Genomic DNA, 17,210 nt, shown 5'->3' on the forward strand with positions numbered 1-17,210 from the left:
CTCGTAGAGAAGCGGTAGCGAGTCATCGTACTCTTACAGAGAAGCAAGCTACGCTTTTAGCGTCTCGTAAGAGAGCGTCTGGGGTCTCCCCAAGTGGAGCGACTGGCGTGGGTTGGGGGGATCAAATCTTATCCTAACCGTATTGGGAGTAAGCGGACTCGCTCTCTATGGCGCTAACGTAATTAAGTTTTGCAACGGGGATGTTAGACAAGAGCCACAAAACTTGCTAGTTAGAAGCTCAAGTAACTTAAACCCCCAGAATTTGTTAAATGGCGCGGGAGAATTTTGTCTTTTGTGTTCTTGTGTGAGTATCAAATATGACGGCAATATTTCTGACTAGTAATCTACCGATGTCTGTAATCTGGATCTGATTTTTTGATAAACTAACCAAACCATCCGCTTCTAGTGGTTTTAACGCCTCTAGTTCCTCAGAGAAATATTCATCAAAATTGATCTGATATTTGTTTTCAATGTCTTGCTTATGCAACTGAAAGTGAGACATAATACCCATAATTACATCCCGTCTGATGATGTCATTCTGAGTAAGTTTGATACCTTTACTAACAGGTAAAGCACCTGCTGCAAGTGTCTGATAATAATCCTTTAATTCCTTGTGGTTTTGAGCATAAGCATCTTCTAGCATACTGATGGATGTAGCACCAAACCCAAAAAGTTCTGTTTCAGCGTGGGTAGTGTAGCCCTGGAAATTGCGTTTGAGAGTGCCATTACGTTGAGCAATCGCTAGTTCGTCATTAGTTTTAGCAAAATGATCCATCCCAATAAATAGATATTGGTTATTCGTCAATTCTTCAATGGTCATTTTCAAAATCTCTAACTTTTCCTCTGCTGGCGGTAGCGCCTCTTGAGGAATGTTTTTTTGCGTCGGTTTGAGCCACGGTACATAGGCAAAGTTAAACACAACAATTCGGTCAGGATCTAACTCAATAGTCTTTTTCAGCGTCTCCCGAAATGTCTCGCTGGTTTGGTAAGGTAAACCATAAATTAGGTCTACATTCACACTTTCAAACTTAGCTTCTTTTACCCAACTCATCACATCAAATAGCATTTCTTCTGGCTGGACACGATTAACAGCTACTTGAACTTGGGGATTAAAATCCTGAATCCCAAAACTAATGCGGTTAAACCCAATCTGTCTCAGAAAGAAAATGTAGTTTTTATCGATATAGCGGGGATTAATCTCAATTGAAATTTCTGCTTGTGGATCGATGTTGAAATAGCGATTGATGTTTTTCCATAAAACTTCTACTTGGTCAAGATCCAAGTAATTAGGAGTACCACCTCCCCAGTGGATTTGCAGGACTTTTCTGTCTGGATCGATTAAAGCTGCGGTATTTCTGATCTCTTGAACCAAAGACTCCAGATAAGGTTTAGCAATATTCTTATTGTTAGAAATTACGGTATTACAACCGCAGAAGTAGCAAGCACTTTGGCAAAAGGGGATATGGAAATATAAACTTATAGGAGTTTTGCGTTGATTCGATGCTGCGATCGCGGCCTTAAAATCAGTTTCAGTGAATGTTTCGCTCAATTCTGTGGCGGGCGGGTAACTGGTATATCTGGGTGCGCGAGTGTCGTACTTTTGGATCAGATCCAGATCAAACTTGACACTAGGTAATAGAAAAACCATTGAGTTGCTTTCCAATGAATGTGTGAGGGATGAGGGGGATGAAGATGTTCAAGCGCAAGGTTTCTAGGGAGTCACCGACTCAGGATGCCTGCCAGTGCCAGCTAAAAGATGTTATTCTAATTTTAGAGATTACAGACGATCTGCATCACTCTATCCAGCAAGTGCTACTGCCGATGTAGATCGCAACTATTTTTATTTCTCCTAATATTATTTAACTATTAATACTTGTATAACTATTAATTTATTAATATTTTTTTATTGTTTGACGAGCTAGGAGTCTGATACCAAGTTGCGATAGATAGTATTATTTGCTCAAAAGTCAGTCCAGTAGCGGCCTTGATTCCAAACAAGACTAACTTTGGCAACTTGGTATGAGGTTAAAGCTACAAGTTATCCAGAAAGTCTAGCTTCGGCAGTAAGCTTATTTCTCACAATTTACTTTCAATAATTTAACTGATGTCCTCAATAGGCTATTTATGGTTATATAACTTTTAAGGCATAAAAAATGAAAGGATTCTTATGATTAAGTCTCTGGAAACCCCGCAACCTGAGTTGCTGAAGTCAGGTGTAAAAGCGCCTGTTCAGGAAACATTATTAACACCCCGATTTTATACCACTGACTTTGAAGCTGCGGCGCAGTTGGATATTTCGGCGCAGGAAGCGGAGTTACTGGCAATTGTAGAGGAGTTACGAGCTGACTATAACCGCGATCACTTTGTACGTGATGAAGAATTTAAACAGTGTTGGGATCACATTGACGGGGAAACACGCGTCGCTTTTATTGACTTTTTGGAACGTTCCTGTACTTCCGAGTTTTCGGGATTTCTGCTGTTCAAAGAATTATCACGCCGTCTAAAAAACCGCAATCCCATTCTGGCGGAAGCCTTTAATTTTATGGCACGGGATGAAGCACGCCATGCAGGATTTTTGAATAAGTCAATGGCAGATTTTAATCTTTCCCTTGACTTAAGTTATTTAACCAAAAATCGCACTTATACCTTCTTTCCGCCAGAGTGGATTATTTACACAGTCTACCTATCTGAGAAAATTGGCTACTGGCGCTACATCTTAGTGTATCGCCATATGGAAAAACATCCAGAACACCAAATTTATCCTTTGTTCCGCAAGTTTGAGAGTTGGTGTCAGGATGAAAATCGACATGGAGATTTTTTTAAAGCGCTGCTGCGATCGCAACCTCAACTATGGAACAATTGGAGAGCTAGATTGTGGGTGCGTTTCTTTTTGCTGACTGTTTTTGCGACTCACACCTTGACAGTATTTGAACGCGCAACGTTTTATCAATCGATTGGGATAGATCCGCGCGAATATAATACTAAAGTCATTGAAGAGACGAATAACACTGCCGCCCGCGCATTTCCCCTGATTTTAAATACAAATCACCCAGAGTTTTTCCGGCGGTTGGAGCAGTGTTCTAATCTTAATCTGAAAATAGCAGAGATTAACAACAGCGATCGCTCACCAATTGTAAAATTCTGCCAAAAATTACCCTTGATAGCCTCCATAGTTGGGCATCTATTGCAGACTTACCTAATCAAACCCGTTGATGCTGAATCATTGAGAGGGACAGTTCATTAGACATAGGTGTGAACAAGAATGTAGAGACGTAGCAGTGCTACGTCTCTACAAGGCGCTTGTAGAAGGAGGGGAATCAAACTCTTTTTAACAGGACTTACGCAAAAAAGCTCCGAAGTAGCGGTAATACCCTGCGGGTTCGCGTAGCGTTCCGTAGGAAAGCTAAAGCTACACGAATTACCGCTACGACAAATCAGGTTTTTGAGAGAATTTTGCGTAATACCATTTCTTTGTGAGGCTGCGCCAAACCCTTTTAACTTCTTTCTTTACTTTGTGTCCTTTGCGTCCTTTGCGGTTCGTTTTTCTTTCTTGTACTTAAATATGGTTTAGCGCATCTTCATACAGAATTGGTATAAGTCCTATTTAATTAGGAATTAGATTTATAGATGCTACAACCAGCGTTGTTTTTTAGCATAGACAATACTACCAATGACAATTAATGCCATCATGAAGATCACCGCAGGATAAGCCCAAGGTTGCTCTAATTCTGGCATATATTTGAAGTTCATACCATAGAAACCAGACATGAAAGTAATTGGTAAGAATATCGTCGAGAGGATAGTCAGACGATTAATTCGTTCACCGGTTTTGCTAGCAATATTATCACGTTGAATTTCCATTAATTCTGACATCCAGCCTCTGAGAGCTTGATATTCTTGCCAGAGTTTATCAACCAGATGAAGCAATTCTTGATTGAATAGTTCCTTCACCGACTGGGTGATCCATTGGCAATCTTCGTGATTCATAATAGCCATAAGTGACTTGATGCTTTGAAAATTACGGCGCCCAGAACGAGTAGATTGCCTCATTGTGGCAATCTTTTTGTAGGTTGATTCATCACCGGAATTTTCTAAAACTTCATCTTCTAAATCATCAAGCTTTCTAGAAATATAGTCAAATACAGTTTCGTAATTATTCAAAATATCTTTAAAAATGAGATAAAAAAGATAGTCAATCCCTAACTTGGGAATATCTAGAGTTCGCTTTTGCAGATTATTAGCTAAAATACTTAAAACTTTTAGTTCAGTGATTTCAAAAGTAATGATAAAATTATTTCCAACCACAATATTGCCACGCGCAACCTCAAACTCGTGATTTTTTATTTGAGGAGTTAGAATTTCATAGCTGTCAAATAAACAATCTTCTACGTCTTCATCAATTCCTAGAGGGGAATGGTTGAAAATCATGTTAACACGAGATGGATTGAGTCCAAAGTGCTTGATAATTCTGGCCGTTCCAGTGCGATCGCGAAAGTGAACACAGCGCAACCAAATATTCTGAGAACCATCAATCTTTTTCAGTACCGTATCAACATCCCTACTGGTGAATATTTCCACGTTATTTTGAAAAAAAGTAAGGAGAATTAGCATATAGGAATCCTAATTGAGTCGTGAGAAAACCCGGTGACTCATATTGAGCGATAATTTATTTGACTACAACGACGCATCAAATGTCAAATTAATTATAAATTATGAATTAGTATAGCCATTCTTTAATGATGAATTAGTAATTATTCGACTTAGGGCGAGTAGTTGGTGCTGGTGCTAAATTATGTTGCAGAATTGCAATTTCTTTCTGTGCATCTTGATAACTATCTTGGTCTCCTTGCTGTTGAAATAGTTTTGCAGCTTTTTGGAAATCCGCGATCGCACCTTGTTTATTTTTCTGTTTGGTACGAATCACACCCCGGTTATAGTAAGCTAAGGCATTGTTAGGATTAATTGCGATCGCTCGTGAATAATCTTGATTTGCAGCTTTTTTATTTCCCACTTCGAGATAGGCGTTACCACGGTTGTTGTAAGCTGTTATATTATTAGGATCTAGTTTCAGCGCTGTGGTATAATCTTCAATAGCGCCTTGATAATTTCCGAAAGAAAAGCGGTGAATAGCTCTGTGGATATAAGCTGGAATAAATTTAGGATCAATTTTTAAAATAGTGTTGTAATTTTCAGTAGCTTCGAGGTTATCTCCCAGATCACTGTAAAGATCACCACGATTAAGATAGGCTTCTATATATTTAGGATTGATATTAATTGCTTCGGTGTAATCTTGAAGTGCTACATATTTTTGTTTATTGATAGATTTAGTTAAACCCCTTTGATAATAAGCTTTGGCATCACTAGGATTAATCTTAATTACTGTATCAAAATCTTGGATTGCTGCAAGTCTTTGTTTGAGGCGACGGCGGAGAATCCCTCGCTGCAAGTATGCTTCAGTATATCGAGGTTTGAGAGCGATCGCTTTGCTAAAATCTCGAATTGCACCTTTATTATCCTTCAGTTGAGTTAGGGCTAAACCCCGCCCATAGTAAGCGTATGCACTCTTAGGATTTAATTTAATTGCTTGGTTATAGTCAGCGATCGCTTCTTTGTACTTGTGTAATTCCGAAAAAGCAAATCCTCGGTCAAAATAGGCATTAGTATCTTGAGGATTCAGCAAAAGGGCTTGGCTAGAGTCTGCTTGTGCTTGCTCGTAGTCTCCTAATCGATAATAAGCATCACCTCGCTTATTATAAGCCAAAGCGTTTTGCGGATCTAATTTAATAGCCTGATTGAAATCTTCAACTGCTCCTTCATAGTTTCCGGCATCATATTTATTTACTCCTTCTTGATATAATTTTAGTTCAGCATCACTTACAGGTTTTGGCGACTGCAAAAACCACGCTCCAACACCAAGTATGATACAGCCAACTACCCCCGTTAGAACTAGTAATAATTTTTTCTGATGCTGTTTTTGTTGATTATCTTCAACATTTATTAAGTTTTTCAGGTCATTTAAAACTTCGGTTGCATACTGGTAGCGCTTACGATAGTCAAAACGCACCATTCTATTAATAATTTTTGCTAATTTTCGGTTAACTTTTAGATTTTTGTGATCCCAAAGGATTTCACCTGTCAGCTGATTTTTCTGACTTCGCAAATTAGATATTTCCTTTGCTGGTAAACCTTTGAGTGCTGCGATCGCAACCATACCTAAAGCATATATATCACTATTGTATTTAAGGTTGCCGTTAACTTGTTCTATAGGCATATATTCGAGATTGTCAACTGTACTAGTAATAGCTTCATTAAAAGTACCAACATTAACCAAAACTAACTTTTTATCTGATTCCTGGCGAATAATATTTCCTGGGTTAATATCCCGATGAATCACCCCATAGCTATGTATAATTACCAAAATTTCTAATATTTCTAATAACAGACTAATTACTTGGTCTTCCCTTAGAGGTTGTCCTGGGATAATTTCGTCAGTTAAAGGATTACCGGAGATGAATTCTTGGACTATATAGAATTCTTCATTTTCTTCAAAATAAGCAATTAGCTTTTGAATTTTGTCGTTTTCCTGTCCTAGTTTTTCTAAAGTTGCTGCCTTACTAGCAAACAAGCGGCGTAGGATTGTTAAAGATTGAGGATTGCTACTAGGAGGACGTAACTGCTTTACTATAAATTCGCTGCCAGGAAAATTAACATTTTCAACTAGATACGTTTTCCCATCTTCACGATCATTGAGAACTTTTAGTATTTGATAATGTCCATTTAGTAAATGACTATTCATCAATATAAATATAGGATTATAAATTGTTTGATTATAGCTTACGTATTATTAATAGTGATTTTAAGATATAAATATTTATTAAGCAATTCAAAATGATATCAATGCGTGGAATATTACAGTGTATGTTTACCATAACCTGACTTTTCATGTCATCTGGAAAAGAAGAGGGCGAAACCTAACTTCCCTGATCGGAAAGCTACGGTGTACACACAAGTCCTAAAAACTTAGCTTGATTAGCCTTTCTTCGTTCGTATGTTCTGCATGGGAACATAATTATGTGGGCTGCTGACTGAATTTATCACTAAAGGCAGCAGCCCCTAATCAGTTAGGTTTTACGCCGGCACGACAAATTTCTCGCTACCAGCAAGCCCAAAAGCAGTATGAATAGCTTGCAAAGCCTTAACACCTTGCTCTTGTGCCACGACACAACTAATTTTTATTTCTGAGGTGGCAATCATTTGAATATTGATTTGTTGTTGGGCTAAAGCTTCAAACATTTTAGCAGCAACGCCTGGTTGTCCCACCATCCCTGCACCGACAATACTTACCTTAGCGATCGCACTATCTAAAACAACTTCACCCCATCCAAATTCTGCTGCTACTTGGGTAAGCATTTCTTTTGCACTTTCCCCATCCAGCTGCGAGACTGTAAAGGCAATATCTCGCCTGGGAACACCATCAATCAGCCGACAGCGCTGAGATTGGATAATCATATCAACACTAATATTATGTTGCGCTAATAGTCCAAACAGTTTCGCCGCCATCCCCGGCCGATCTGGCAATTGGCGAATAGCAAGACGCGCTTGGTTCAAATCGAGGGCAACGCCGCGAACGGGAGAAACGCCATTAATAGCGTCTGTACATGAGTTAGGAGTTAGGAGTTCTCCCTTGCTCTTTGCTTCGATTTCAAAGGCGGTGCGGAGTGCGGCTACGGCGCGATCGCATTCGGCTGCATCTACCACACAACTTACTTTCACTTCGCTGGTGGAAATCATCTGAATGTTCACGCCTGCTGCTGCTAAGGTGGCGAACATTTTTGCCGCTACACCCGGACGTCCAATCATTCCCGCGCCTGCAATGCTGACTTTGGCAATGTTATGTTCTACCATTACCTCAGCTTCGTCTAATTTGGGGTTAGATTGATTCCTCAGTGCTGGGGCGATCGCTGCTGCTACTGCTTCTGCCCGTTTTAATATTGGTGTTCTTACCGTAAATGCAATGTCATTACTGTTACCTTCATTAATTGACTGAATAATCAAATCTACGTCTACTTTTTGCCGAGAAATTTCACCAAATAACCTTGCTGCTACGCCTGGTTTATCGGGTACGCGCAATAAAGCCACCTTTGCTTGATCAGTGTCAAATTCTACATTATCTACAGGACGGGCAATTTCTAGATTAATCAGCGATCGCCCTTGGGGTTTGGCTGATGTTACCCAAGTACCGGGGGCATCTGTCCAGCTAGACCTAACTACAAGGGGTACACCGTAGTTACGAGCAATTTCCACAGCCCGAGGATGTAACACTTTTGCGCCCAAACTAGCTAGTTCCAACATTTCATTGCAGCTGATCGCATCCATCAACTGAGCTTCGGCAACTAAGCGGGGATCTGTAGTTAAAATCCCTGGAACATCTGTATAAATTTCGCAAAAGCTTGCACGTAATGCGGCTGCGATCGCCACTGCTGACGTGTCGGAACCACCACGCCCCAAAGTCGTAATTTCCATCTCTTTGGTGCTAGATGTGCCTTGGAAGCCAGCTACTACAACTACTTTACCTTCATTTATGTGACGAGTGAGGCGAGTAGTTTCAATATGCAAAATCCGAGCGCGGCTGTGTTCGGCTTCGGTAACAATTCCCACCTGAGCGCCAGTCATCGAAATTGCGGGTTGTCCGAGTTCCTGCAAAGCCATAGTTAGTAAGGCGATGGTTACTTGTTCGCCAGTGGAAAGCAGCATATCCATTTCCCGGCGGTTAGGATTGCGAGAAATTTCATTAGCTAGTTTGACGAGTCCATCGGTGGTTTTGCCCATTGCCGAAACCACTACGACGATAGAGTTTCCAGCTTTAACCGTTTTGTAAACACGCTGTGCAACAGCTTGAATACGTTCGACTGAACCGACAGATGTACCACCGAATTTCTGAACTATGAGCGCCATAACTTTTTTTTAATCAATTGTGCCTGCTTTGATCAACGCTTCCGCCGGGTCAGGAAGCTTTGAAGGCTTATCAGTTATATAGTTTACTAAATATCGTGTAGCATACCCAATCATAATAGATTATTCAAAAACTACATCTTCATAGAGTGCTGCCATTGTTTCCTCAAAATCCACACTGTTGAGTCGAAATGATTTATGTTCTGCTGTGTAGGATTGTAAAACCCAGAGCCTCTGCTCATTGCGTCGAAAACACTCGACTCGCTGACGTTTTGTATTAATTAAAACATACTCTTGCAGAGTTTCCAGTGTTTGATAATCGGCAAATTTGTCGCCCCGGTCAAAGGCTTCAGTAGAATTAGATAAAACTTCGACAATTAAACAGGGAAATCTTTTATAAGCTGGCGTTTCTTGATCTCGTTGGTCGCAAGTAACCATAACATCGGGATAATAAAAGCGATTCAGAGATTCAATTCGGGCTTTCATGTCAATGATGTAAACACGACAACCAGAGCCGCGCACATGATTACGGAGGAGAGCAAACAGGTTTCCACCAATAGTAACGTGTGGGTCAAGCGCCCCAGCCATTGCGTAGATGTAGCCGTCGATATATTCATGTTTGACAGGGTTTTGTTCCTCCATTTGGAGGTACTCTTCAGGAGTAAAGTAGTCTTGTTGGGGCGAGGCGATCATAGTTGAAACTTCAAGGTTTGAGCATTACTGAGTTCTAGGGTAGCGTTTGCTGTTAGTGCTTCACTAGGAACTAACAGAGCAATTAAAAATTAGGTAATAAACCTGCTTGTTTGCAAATTTCATTCGCCGTAATTCGATCAATGGTACGATGCCGTTTTACCGGAAGAGTTTTGATATTATTAGTATATATAGAATGATTTCCTCCTTCTCTTAATAAATAAAAGCCATTTGCTTCTAAATATTTAATTAGTTATTTTCGTTTGACTGACACACTCAAACCTCTATAGGAATTTGTTCGAGCAAAGAATTACCTGTGGGAATTTCTTTATTTTGTTGACGATAGGCAACAACCGTTTCTTTCGTTGCATCTTGTAACATAGCTCTGCATTCTTCTATGGTTTCTCCTTCTGTGATGACTTCTTGCCATTCAATGAGTTGTCCCATATATCCGCTATTAGTTTTTGTATATTTTGCAGTGTAGGTAATTAACATTTCTGTGTTTGTGAAGATAATTATATGATTTATCGTAGCTGATTTTTTGTTGTGGGGGCGATCGCTCTCCATCATTCACAACCGCATAAGTGCGACGCCGAATAGCCCGTCGTAGACATCGCCTGTAGATTTACACTTTAAACTACAGCCTAGACGCAAAGTGGCGAAACACCATCATTCAACGAGGAATCAATTTTTAACATAAGATAAAATTGGTAGCACAACGCGAGATTTCATAGCCATAAGGTTTATTCTGAGCGATTATGTTGACAACACTCAGGACTGAATTTTGTCAACATAATCAAAAAGACATAGCTGTTCGGAAGGCTTCTAAAGCTTCAATAAAAGTGTTCAAATCTTTGTTTGCCCATCTTCGTCTTAACCCCCCAGTCACAGTAATTGGGTTCCAAGTTTTATCTGTGCACTCAATACCCGTGTGCGTACTAGACATATTATATAACCTTGTAAATTACAAATTCTGCAAATTATACTTTTTGGGATCTCTGATTCTTATAGTGTATCCGTACTATAACAGAACTCATGATCATCTCATCGCTGTAGATGGGACGGAGCGATCGCACAATCTAAGCATTTAAATTCCCATAGTAGAATTTTGCCAGAGCCACAACCACTCCAACTCAAGGCTCGGAGGATCGATTAAGGAACACTAGATCAAAAACTCGCCCAAAAGTGCTACCAATACATGGGATGCTGGTTGATGATTAGTGTAGTTTTACCAATGTCTGTTGTTTCTGGTGTTACTGTTACCGTTCCTGCCACAACTGCTAATTTGGGGCCTGGTTTTGATTGCATCGGTGCAGCTTTAAAGCTGTACAACGAGTTCAAGTTCACTCGCCTAGAAGAGGGTGGGCTAAGTATTCATGTCACTGGTACGGAAGCTGAACGAGTCCAAACTGATGAAAGTAATCTCCTCTATCAAGCGTTTGTCAAGTTCTATCAACATATAGAGAAGACACCGCCGAGTGTGAAAATAGAGATTAAGTTAGGTGTCCCGTTGGCGAGGGGTTTGGGTAGTTCGGCGACAGCAATTGTTGGTGGGTTGGTTGCTGCTAATCAACTTGAGGGTGCAATTCTGTCTCAGTCGCAGGTAATGGAGTTAGCGATCGCAATGGAAGGACATCCTGATAATGTAGTTCCAGCCTTGTTAGGAGGATGTCGTCTTGCTGCTACCAGTGGCACAGCTTGGGAAATTTGTGATATTCCCTGGCATCAAGATATTGTACCAGTTGTGGCTATTCCTGATTTTGAACTTTCCACCCACCAAGCGCGGGGCGTTCTCCCAACTGAAGTAAGTCGTGCGGATGCGATTTTCAATACCGCACATCTGGGGTTATTGTTGCGCGGCTTAGAAACTGGTAATGGACAATGGTTAAAGACAGCTTTGCAAGATAGATTGCATCAGCCATATCGCAAAGCTTTAATCCCTGCTTATGATGCTGTCAACATCGCAGCTGTTAATGCTGGTGCTTATGGTATGGTGATTAGTGGTGCAGGTCCGACACTGTTAGCTTTGGCGGATAAGTTACACTCAAAGGCTGTGGAGGCGGCGATGTTAGCTGCTTGGCAAGAAGAAGGAATTACAGCCGAGGTGCGATCGCTTTCTCTCGATACTCAAGGCGCAAAAAGCTAGAAGATAAGGGAGATGAGAAGCAGCAGAAGAATTTATTTAACTCCCCACTCCTGTACAGACGCGATTAATCGCGTCTCTCCCCACTCCCCACTTAGCTACAGCAAATGGTTGCATAATTCCTAGTTTTTAATACTTGCTAAAAAATCATCTGTGGATGAATTAACTGGTATCCAGCCTCTTTAAGCTTTTCATTTGACACCCAAGCATTATATGGGCGGGTACTGTTGATAGAAGTATCCCATTTAACTTTGGGTAAATTATGTTTTTCAAATAGGCTATCTAGCAAGTCTCGGCTGGTGAGATGTGCATCATCTACCAGATTGTAAATCCCTTGCAAACGACGATCACGGGCAAATTCTATCGCACCAACAATATCATCCAAATGAATCCAATTTGTGATATCCTCGCCATTGCCAGGACGGGTTGCACCAGAATATCTGCTAAATATTTTCAACAGTTCTCTGCCAGTCCCATAAATCCCTCCTAAGCGGAAGATACAAACACGGAGATTTTCGCTAGACGCTGATAGCAACACATCCTCTGTTTTTCGGAGAATTTGTGCATTTAAATTAGCGGGTGCAAGCGGTGTTTCTTCATCTACCCATACACCATTTCTGTCACCATACACTGCATAACTGCCTGTGTATATTAATTGTTTCACACTCTTAATCTGCTGCAAGCATGAAACTAAAGTTTGGGCAGTTTGTAGATAAGTTTCTTCATAAACTTCCCCACCTCTTGCACCAACACTCAAAAGTACAACATCTTGATTGTGCAAAACTGATTTTAGACTATCTAGGTCATTCCCACGGGTAACTACAACTCTTTGGGATACTGATTCTAGTGCCGACACACGCTCAGGGGAAGTTGTGGTTACACTGACAACAAAATCCATCTTTTGCTGCCAATATTGAGCAACTTTATAACCAACATAACCACAACCAATAATTGCAACGTTCATGACAAATTAGACACAAATAAATTAAACTACTGATCGAGACTATATTCTCAATTAAGGGACTGGACGTAAATAAATTTAACAGTCCAGAGTTAACAGTCGATAGTCAATAGTACAGAGATTTTTACCTAAGTAAGTGGGGAAGAATAAATCAAACCATGTTACGCAATGTAAAATTAATTAGATTGCTTCGTAGTAAGGGCTGAAGCGCTTACCCTTCGGGTTTGTTAGTCGCTTATGGGAGAAAACCCCAAAACCGTGCTAACTCACTACAAACCTTTAATTATTCACGCCCACTTACTTAATGACTAATGACTAATGACTAAGCAGTAGGAAGCCGCATTTACAATTAAGAGTACCTTCCTGGTGTAGTCGTTTAATTGCTTATCCTCACCGTTGAGGGTCTTAACTGCGATCGCCGAAATTGTATTACTCATCTTGAATCTGATTTATGGGGAATATTGCCAAGTCTCCCATATTACAGGTACTCTAAACCCAGTTTATTTAAGGAAATTAGGTTTGTTAGCCTTGTTAACCCGACGATTGTGCCTATTTTCGGCTAAATATTCTGGCTATGGTTTTTAGCGATGTCTACGATGGTTACTGAGCCTGCGCCGTACCATTTCTCTACGAGACGCTCCGCAAACGTGGAAGCAAGCTACGCGCAGCGTCTCGTAGAGAAGGCTTTACCGAAAAATTGGGTTTAAAGCCCCGTCGTAGAACGACGGCTTTCAATTAATTAGTGTACCAATATACTATACTAATGATAGTAGAAAGGTAATCAACCACTTAAAAAAACCTAGCAGTCGAAAGACAAAGCACTGAACCTTGATAATTGAACGCCACATGCTACAACGGGGGGAACCCCCGCAACGCAGTGGCTCATCTATGCGGTTCTACTGCATTGTTCTAGTTTTCTCCTAGCAGTAGGTAAAAGATTCATAGGAGCTAGACGACTCAGAATTTTGAAACCATTTGTTTCAAGTAAAACAGGACTTGCACGGCAGTTGCTACCCTGCGCCAACAATGGGGATGCAGAAAATTAACTCCTCTACGCTTTCCTCAACGTCCCTATGTGTTAAAAAAACAGAGGCACATATCAGAACTTTCTGTGTATATTTGTGTAACCTCCTTTCAAAAAGCTAGCTGTTGGGCGTTTATAATTTATGGTTTGATTTTAAGCTGACTTTTCACGGTATCTGGAAAATCTCTCTTCTTCATCTCTCTCCTAAAAGGAGGAGCCACTGCGTTGGGCGGCTCTGCCGACTTGTACTCCTTCGGAGAACCCGCAGGGTAGCACGTAGTCGTCAGAGACTTTGAATTTTCACTCTTCCCGCGTCGGGAAGGGGCTTTTCCAGATGACGTGAAAAGTCAGGATTTTAAGAACCGTGGGGATAACCCAAAATCCAACATCCTAAAATCGCCCATGATTGAAATTGACGGTTCCTACGGAGAGGGAGGCGGACAAGTTCTTCGCACTTCCTTAAGTCTAGCCGCCATCACTGGCGAACCCATACGAATTTCAGGCATTCGCGCTGGACGCAAAAAGCCAGGATTAGCAGCACAACACTTAACAGCAGTTCGGGCTGCGGGTAGAATTTGTAATGCCCAACTCCGGGGAGATGCTTTGGGTTCAATGCTGCTGGAATTCATCCCAGGTAGTGCTGTGCAAGCTGGAATTTATACCTTTGATGTTAGTAAAGCACAAGTTGGTGGTTCTGCGGGTGCGATCGCTCTAGTTTTACAGACAATTCTCTTACCTCTGTCACTAGCATCCGGCAATTCCCAAGTAACACTAAAGGGTGGAACTCATGTAAACTTTAGCCCGACAGTGACCTACATTGAGCAAGTTTATCTGCCGATATTGCAACGCATGGGTGTAGAAGCCCAAGTCAAGTTAGGCGCTTGGGGGTGGTTTCCTCAAGGTGGGGGAGAGGTAGAGTTACAGGTGAGTGGTGGTAGTCAACTCGGCGGCATCAACTTACTAGAACGGGGAGAGTTACAAGAGGTGCGGGGACTTGCAGTGGTGACGGAATTGCCTTCGCATATTCCGCAACGGATGGCGAATCGTGCCGAAAATTTATTACGCAAAGCCCATTTGAAAGTTACTATACAGACGTTGCGAGAAAGAGGTGTGGCACCTGGGGCGGGTATTTTTTTAACTGCTGAGTATCAGAACAGCTTGACTGGCTTTGGTGGGTTTGGGCGTTTGCGGTTATCTGCGGAGACAGTTGCAGAGATTGCTTGTCAGCAACTACTTGAGTTTCACCAAACCGGCGCAGCAGTGGATGAACATTTAGCAGATCAGTTATTATTGCCAGCTGCTTTAGCGTCACAGGAAAGTCAGTACCGCGTGGCTGAGGTGAGTAGACATTTGACGACAAATGCAGCCGTAATTGAACAATTTGGGCTAGCGCAAATAACAGTAGATGAAGCTGAGAAAATAGTGTCAGTGATTCCTGTAATTGGTGGATAAGATTAAAGACTAAACACTTTCTTAAGAGCCTTGATTTTTGTAGTATCAATGCCACATTCAATTTTAGAGATGGGATTTAAGCTTTTCCACTTGCCTTTACTAGCACTGAATATAACATCGGATGATTTTTCTATATCAATAGCTTCAAAACCATCTATTTGGGATTTTGATAAATAACTCAAACCAGTAAACACTTCATCTCTTGATGCAGATTTAATACTCACAATTTCTGGTAGTGGTAACGGCGGTAATGCTGGTAATGATGAGAGAAAGAATACTTTTGCAAGGGCATCCAACTTTTTGCCTTTAGTAATTCCACATTTCAAGGTAAGAATAGGATTAAAATTAGACCAACTTTTGCGATTAGACTCTGCAATTCGGTTTGTGGCAAGAATAGGATCTACGCTCTTTAATGCACTACTTGGTTCTGATATTAAGTATTTAAGTGCAGCTAGAATAGTATCTCGTGATGCTGTATTCAAATTTACTTTAGGTAAAACTTCTCTAGCTAAAATTTTTGCCTGCTCAATACTTTGAGATTCCGGTGAGATGACTATGCACCAGACTCGCTCTAACTTAGCTTGTTGAGCAACTGCATATACAAAATGATTACTAACAACTTGATATTGATAGTCACCAATTTCTTTAACAATAACAGGAATCCAATTTCGCCCATCAGCTTGTAAAACGGTTTCTGCTGCTGCTTTGATGATAAATTCCGATTCGGAAAACTTTTCTCCAGGTTCAATATCAGTCAACTTTAGATGCATTAGTTTACCAATATTATCAAAATCACTCATAAAATAAAATACTCCTTAGCTAATTCGAGATAATATTTTGCAGCAGTAGAATCCTTAAAAGCTGCTGGAATTCGAGCGAAGGCTGCACCTGCTACAATTGCATAACTTGGCAGACTGAATATCGTTGTATTGGTGTTTGTATTGGTGTCAGCTTTTATATAATTAGGATAAAAATATGGACGTAAATTAAAATTCGATGCTTTGAACTCTCTGCCAATAATAGTTTCAATTTCCTGATTTGCTATTTTTAGCTGAGGAAGAGTGATATTTTCGCCATTAAAAAATATAGGTAAGGCGATTGGCCCACCATCTCGTCTAGCTGCCTTAACTTTTGGTACTAACTCTTTAATTACTTTAGCTGCATTATCTAGGGATGCTAAATTATTGTGCTTGGTAGGTATCAAAACGATATCACAGGCGTAAAGACTACTTTGACTAAAAAACATCCAGTTTGTAGGACAGTCAATGAATATATAATCATATTCATACACAAAAGCTTTCAGAGCATCTTTTAACCTAGCAGACCCCTTTTCAATTGTTGCACCTAAGTCTTGCTCTGCAATACTTCCCAGCTTGGTATCTGCGGGAATAACGTTAAATTGTAATGATTTACCAGATTTAAATTTGACTGTAAATGGTTGAATTGTATCGTGAATATCTAAACTTCTATCATATAGACAATCAGATAAGCTAATTTTTCCTACCTGTAGACCAAGAGATTTAGTTAAATCTCCTTGTTGTGGATCAAAGTCAATTACTAAAACTTGCTTTCCTTGTTGTGCAAGAGTGGCTGCTAAATTAGCAGTTGTTGTAGTTTTGCCCACACCTCCTTTATTGTTGTAAACACAAACAGTTAAGGCTTTGGGCGGATTGTCAATTAAATGTTTGACATGGGAAACAATAGCATTAATATTATCTTTTTTAATTAAAATACTTTGAGTCGCAGGAAATACAACTTTTCCATGTCGCCGAAATAGCTGGATATGAACTGAATTAGTAATAATGCCCCATTGAGATGTGTTGCATTTAGAGGCAAGTAAATATCTTTTTATTTGTTCTCTAGTGTTTATATATTGAGGAGTGCCTTCTGATAAATTACAGCAATTTGATATCAAACCAGCCACAAAGATTGTAAACTTTAAAGATGTAAAAAAACAGATTATTTAGAGATGGCAGCATATTCGATTG

At 40.4% G+C, this 17,210-nt stretch carries 15 protein-coding genes; 4 read left to right on the forward strand and 11 right to left on the reverse strand.

Annotated features, from left to right (window positions below; all coding sequences use genetic code 11):
* Positions 1 to 265: 265 nt before the first annotated feature.
* Complete coding sequence (hemN, locus tag V7K15_RS23240; RefSeq protein WP_334909218.1) at positions 266 to 1,648, reverse strand: oxygen-independent coproporphyrinogen III oxidase; 1,383 nt, start codon at positions 1,646 to 1,648, stop codon at positions 266 to 268.
* A gap of 44 nt (positions 1,649 to 1,692) precedes the next feature.
* Between hemN and V7K15_RS23245 the strand changes: the two genes are divergently transcribed.
* Positions 1,693 to 1,827 carry a hypothetical protein gene (locus V7K15_RS23245; RefSeq protein ID WP_334909219.1) on the forward strand — a complete coding sequence of 45 codons (135 nt, stop codon included), beginning with the start codon at positions 1,693 to 1,695 and terminating at the stop codon, positions 1,825 to 1,827.
* Positions 1,828 to 2,167: 340 nt separating this feature from the next.
* The gene (gene acsF, locus V7K15_RS23250) at positions 2,168 to 3,244 is read left to right on the forward strand and encodes a magnesium-protoporphyrin IX monomethyl ester (oxidative) cyclase (RefSeq protein WP_334909220.1); all 1,077 of its coding nucleotides are present in this window, start codon (positions 2,168 to 2,170) and stop codon (positions 3,242 to 3,244) included.
* Between the two features lie 386 nt (positions 3,245 to 3,630).
* Here acsF and V7K15_RS23255 read toward each other — a convergent pair whose 3' ends face one another.
* The 6 genes from V7K15_RS23255 to V7K15_RS23280 all read right to left on the reverse strand — a co-directional run bounded on the left by V7K15_RS23255 (position 3,631) and on the right by V7K15_RS23280 (position 10,212).
* Positions 3,631 to 4,611, reverse strand: a complete 981-nt coding sequence (locus V7K15_RS23255; RefSeq protein WP_334909222.1) for a magnesium transporter CorA family protein — start codon at positions 4,609 to 4,611, stop codon at positions 3,631 to 3,633.
* Positions 4,612 to 4,744: 133 nt separating this feature from the next.
* Positions 4,745 to 6,796 carry a tetratricopeptide repeat protein gene (locus V7K15_RS23260; RefSeq protein ID WP_334909224.1) on the reverse strand — a complete coding sequence of 684 codons (2,052 nt, stop codon included), beginning with the start codon at positions 6,794 to 6,796 and terminating at the stop codon, positions 4,745 to 4,747.
* A gap of 332 nt (positions 6,797 to 7,128) precedes the next feature.
* A complete protein-coding gene (locus V7K15_RS23265; RefSeq protein WP_334909226.1) occupies positions 7,129 to 8,955 on the reverse strand; it encodes an aspartate kinase in 1,827 nt (608 codons plus the stop codon).
* 120 nt (positions 8,956 to 9,075) lie between these two features.
* Positions 9,076 to 9,645, reverse strand: coding sequence for a Uma2 family endonuclease (locus V7K15_RS23270; RefSeq protein WP_334909228.1), 570 nt, complete (start codon positions 9,643 to 9,645; stop codon positions 9,076 to 9,078).
* A gap of 82 nt (positions 9,646 to 9,727) precedes the next feature.
* The gene (locus tag V7K15_RS23275) at positions 9,728 to 9,892 is read right to left on the reverse strand and encodes a type II toxin-antitoxin system HicA family toxin (protein ID WP_334909245.1); all 165 of its coding nucleotides are present in this window, start codon (positions 9,890 to 9,892) and stop codon (positions 9,728 to 9,730) included.
* A 26-nt stretch (positions 9,893 to 9,918) separates the two neighbouring features.
* Positions 9,919 to 10,212 carry a type II toxin-antitoxin system HicB family antitoxin gene (locus tag V7K15_RS23280; RefSeq protein WP_334909231.1) on the reverse strand — a complete coding sequence of 98 codons (294 nt, stop codon included), beginning with the start codon at positions 10,210 to 10,212 and terminating at the stop codon, positions 9,919 to 9,921.
* A gap of 664 nt (positions 10,213 to 10,876) precedes the next feature.
* Here V7K15_RS23280 and thrB point away from each other — a divergent pair.
* A complete protein-coding gene (gene thrB, locus V7K15_RS23285; protein WP_334909247.1) occupies positions 10,877 to 11,788 on the forward strand; it encodes a homoserine kinase in 912 nt (303 codons plus the stop codon).
* A gap of 136 nt (positions 11,789 to 11,924) precedes the next feature.
* Here the strand turns inward: thrB and V7K15_RS23290 are convergent, their stop codons facing one another.
* Positions 11,925 to 12,749, reverse strand: coding sequence for an SDR family oxidoreductase (locus V7K15_RS23290; RefSeq protein ID WP_334909233.1), 825 nt, complete (start codon positions 12,747 to 12,749; stop codon positions 11,925 to 11,927).
* A gap of 305 nt (positions 12,750 to 13,054) precedes the next feature.
* Positions 13,055 to 13,183, reverse strand: coding sequence for a hypothetical protein (locus V7K15_RS23295; RefSeq protein WP_334909235.1), 129 nt, complete (start codon positions 13,181 to 13,183; stop codon positions 13,055 to 13,057).
* Positions 13,184 to 14,172: 989 nt separating this feature from the next.
* Between V7K15_RS23295 and rtcA the strand changes: the two genes are divergently transcribed.
* Positions 14,173 to 15,222, forward strand: coding sequence for an RNA 3'-terminal phosphate cyclase (rtcA, locus tag V7K15_RS23300; RefSeq protein WP_334909237.1), 1,050 nt, complete (start codon positions 14,173 to 14,175; stop codon positions 15,220 to 15,222).
* A gap of 2 nt (positions 15,223 to 15,224) precedes the next feature.
* On the opposite strand, the gene V7K15_RS23305 is transcribed toward rtcA, so the two are convergent.
* Both V7K15_RS23305 and V7K15_RS23310 read right to left on the reverse strand, forming a co-directional pair.
* The gene (locus V7K15_RS23305; RefSeq protein ID WP_334909239.1) at positions 15,225 to 16,022 is read right to left on the reverse strand and encodes a Rho termination factor; all 798 of its coding nucleotides are present in this window, start codon (positions 16,020 to 16,022) and stop codon (positions 15,225 to 15,227) included.
* Positions 16,019 to 17,146, reverse strand: coding sequence for a ParA family protein (locus tag V7K15_RS23310; RefSeq protein WP_334909241.1), 1,128 nt, complete (start codon positions 17,144 to 17,146; stop codon positions 16,019 to 16,021). The genes V7K15_RS23305 and V7K15_RS23310 overlap by 4 nt, the downstream gene beginning before the upstream one ends.
* Between the last annotated feature and the right edge of the window lie 64 nt (positions 17,147 to 17,210).

This window comes from Nostoc sp. (genome assembly GCF_036919815.1).
Taxonomy (GTDB): domain Bacteria; phylum Cyanobacteriota; class Cyanobacteriia; order Cyanobacteriales; family Nostocaceae; genus Nostoc.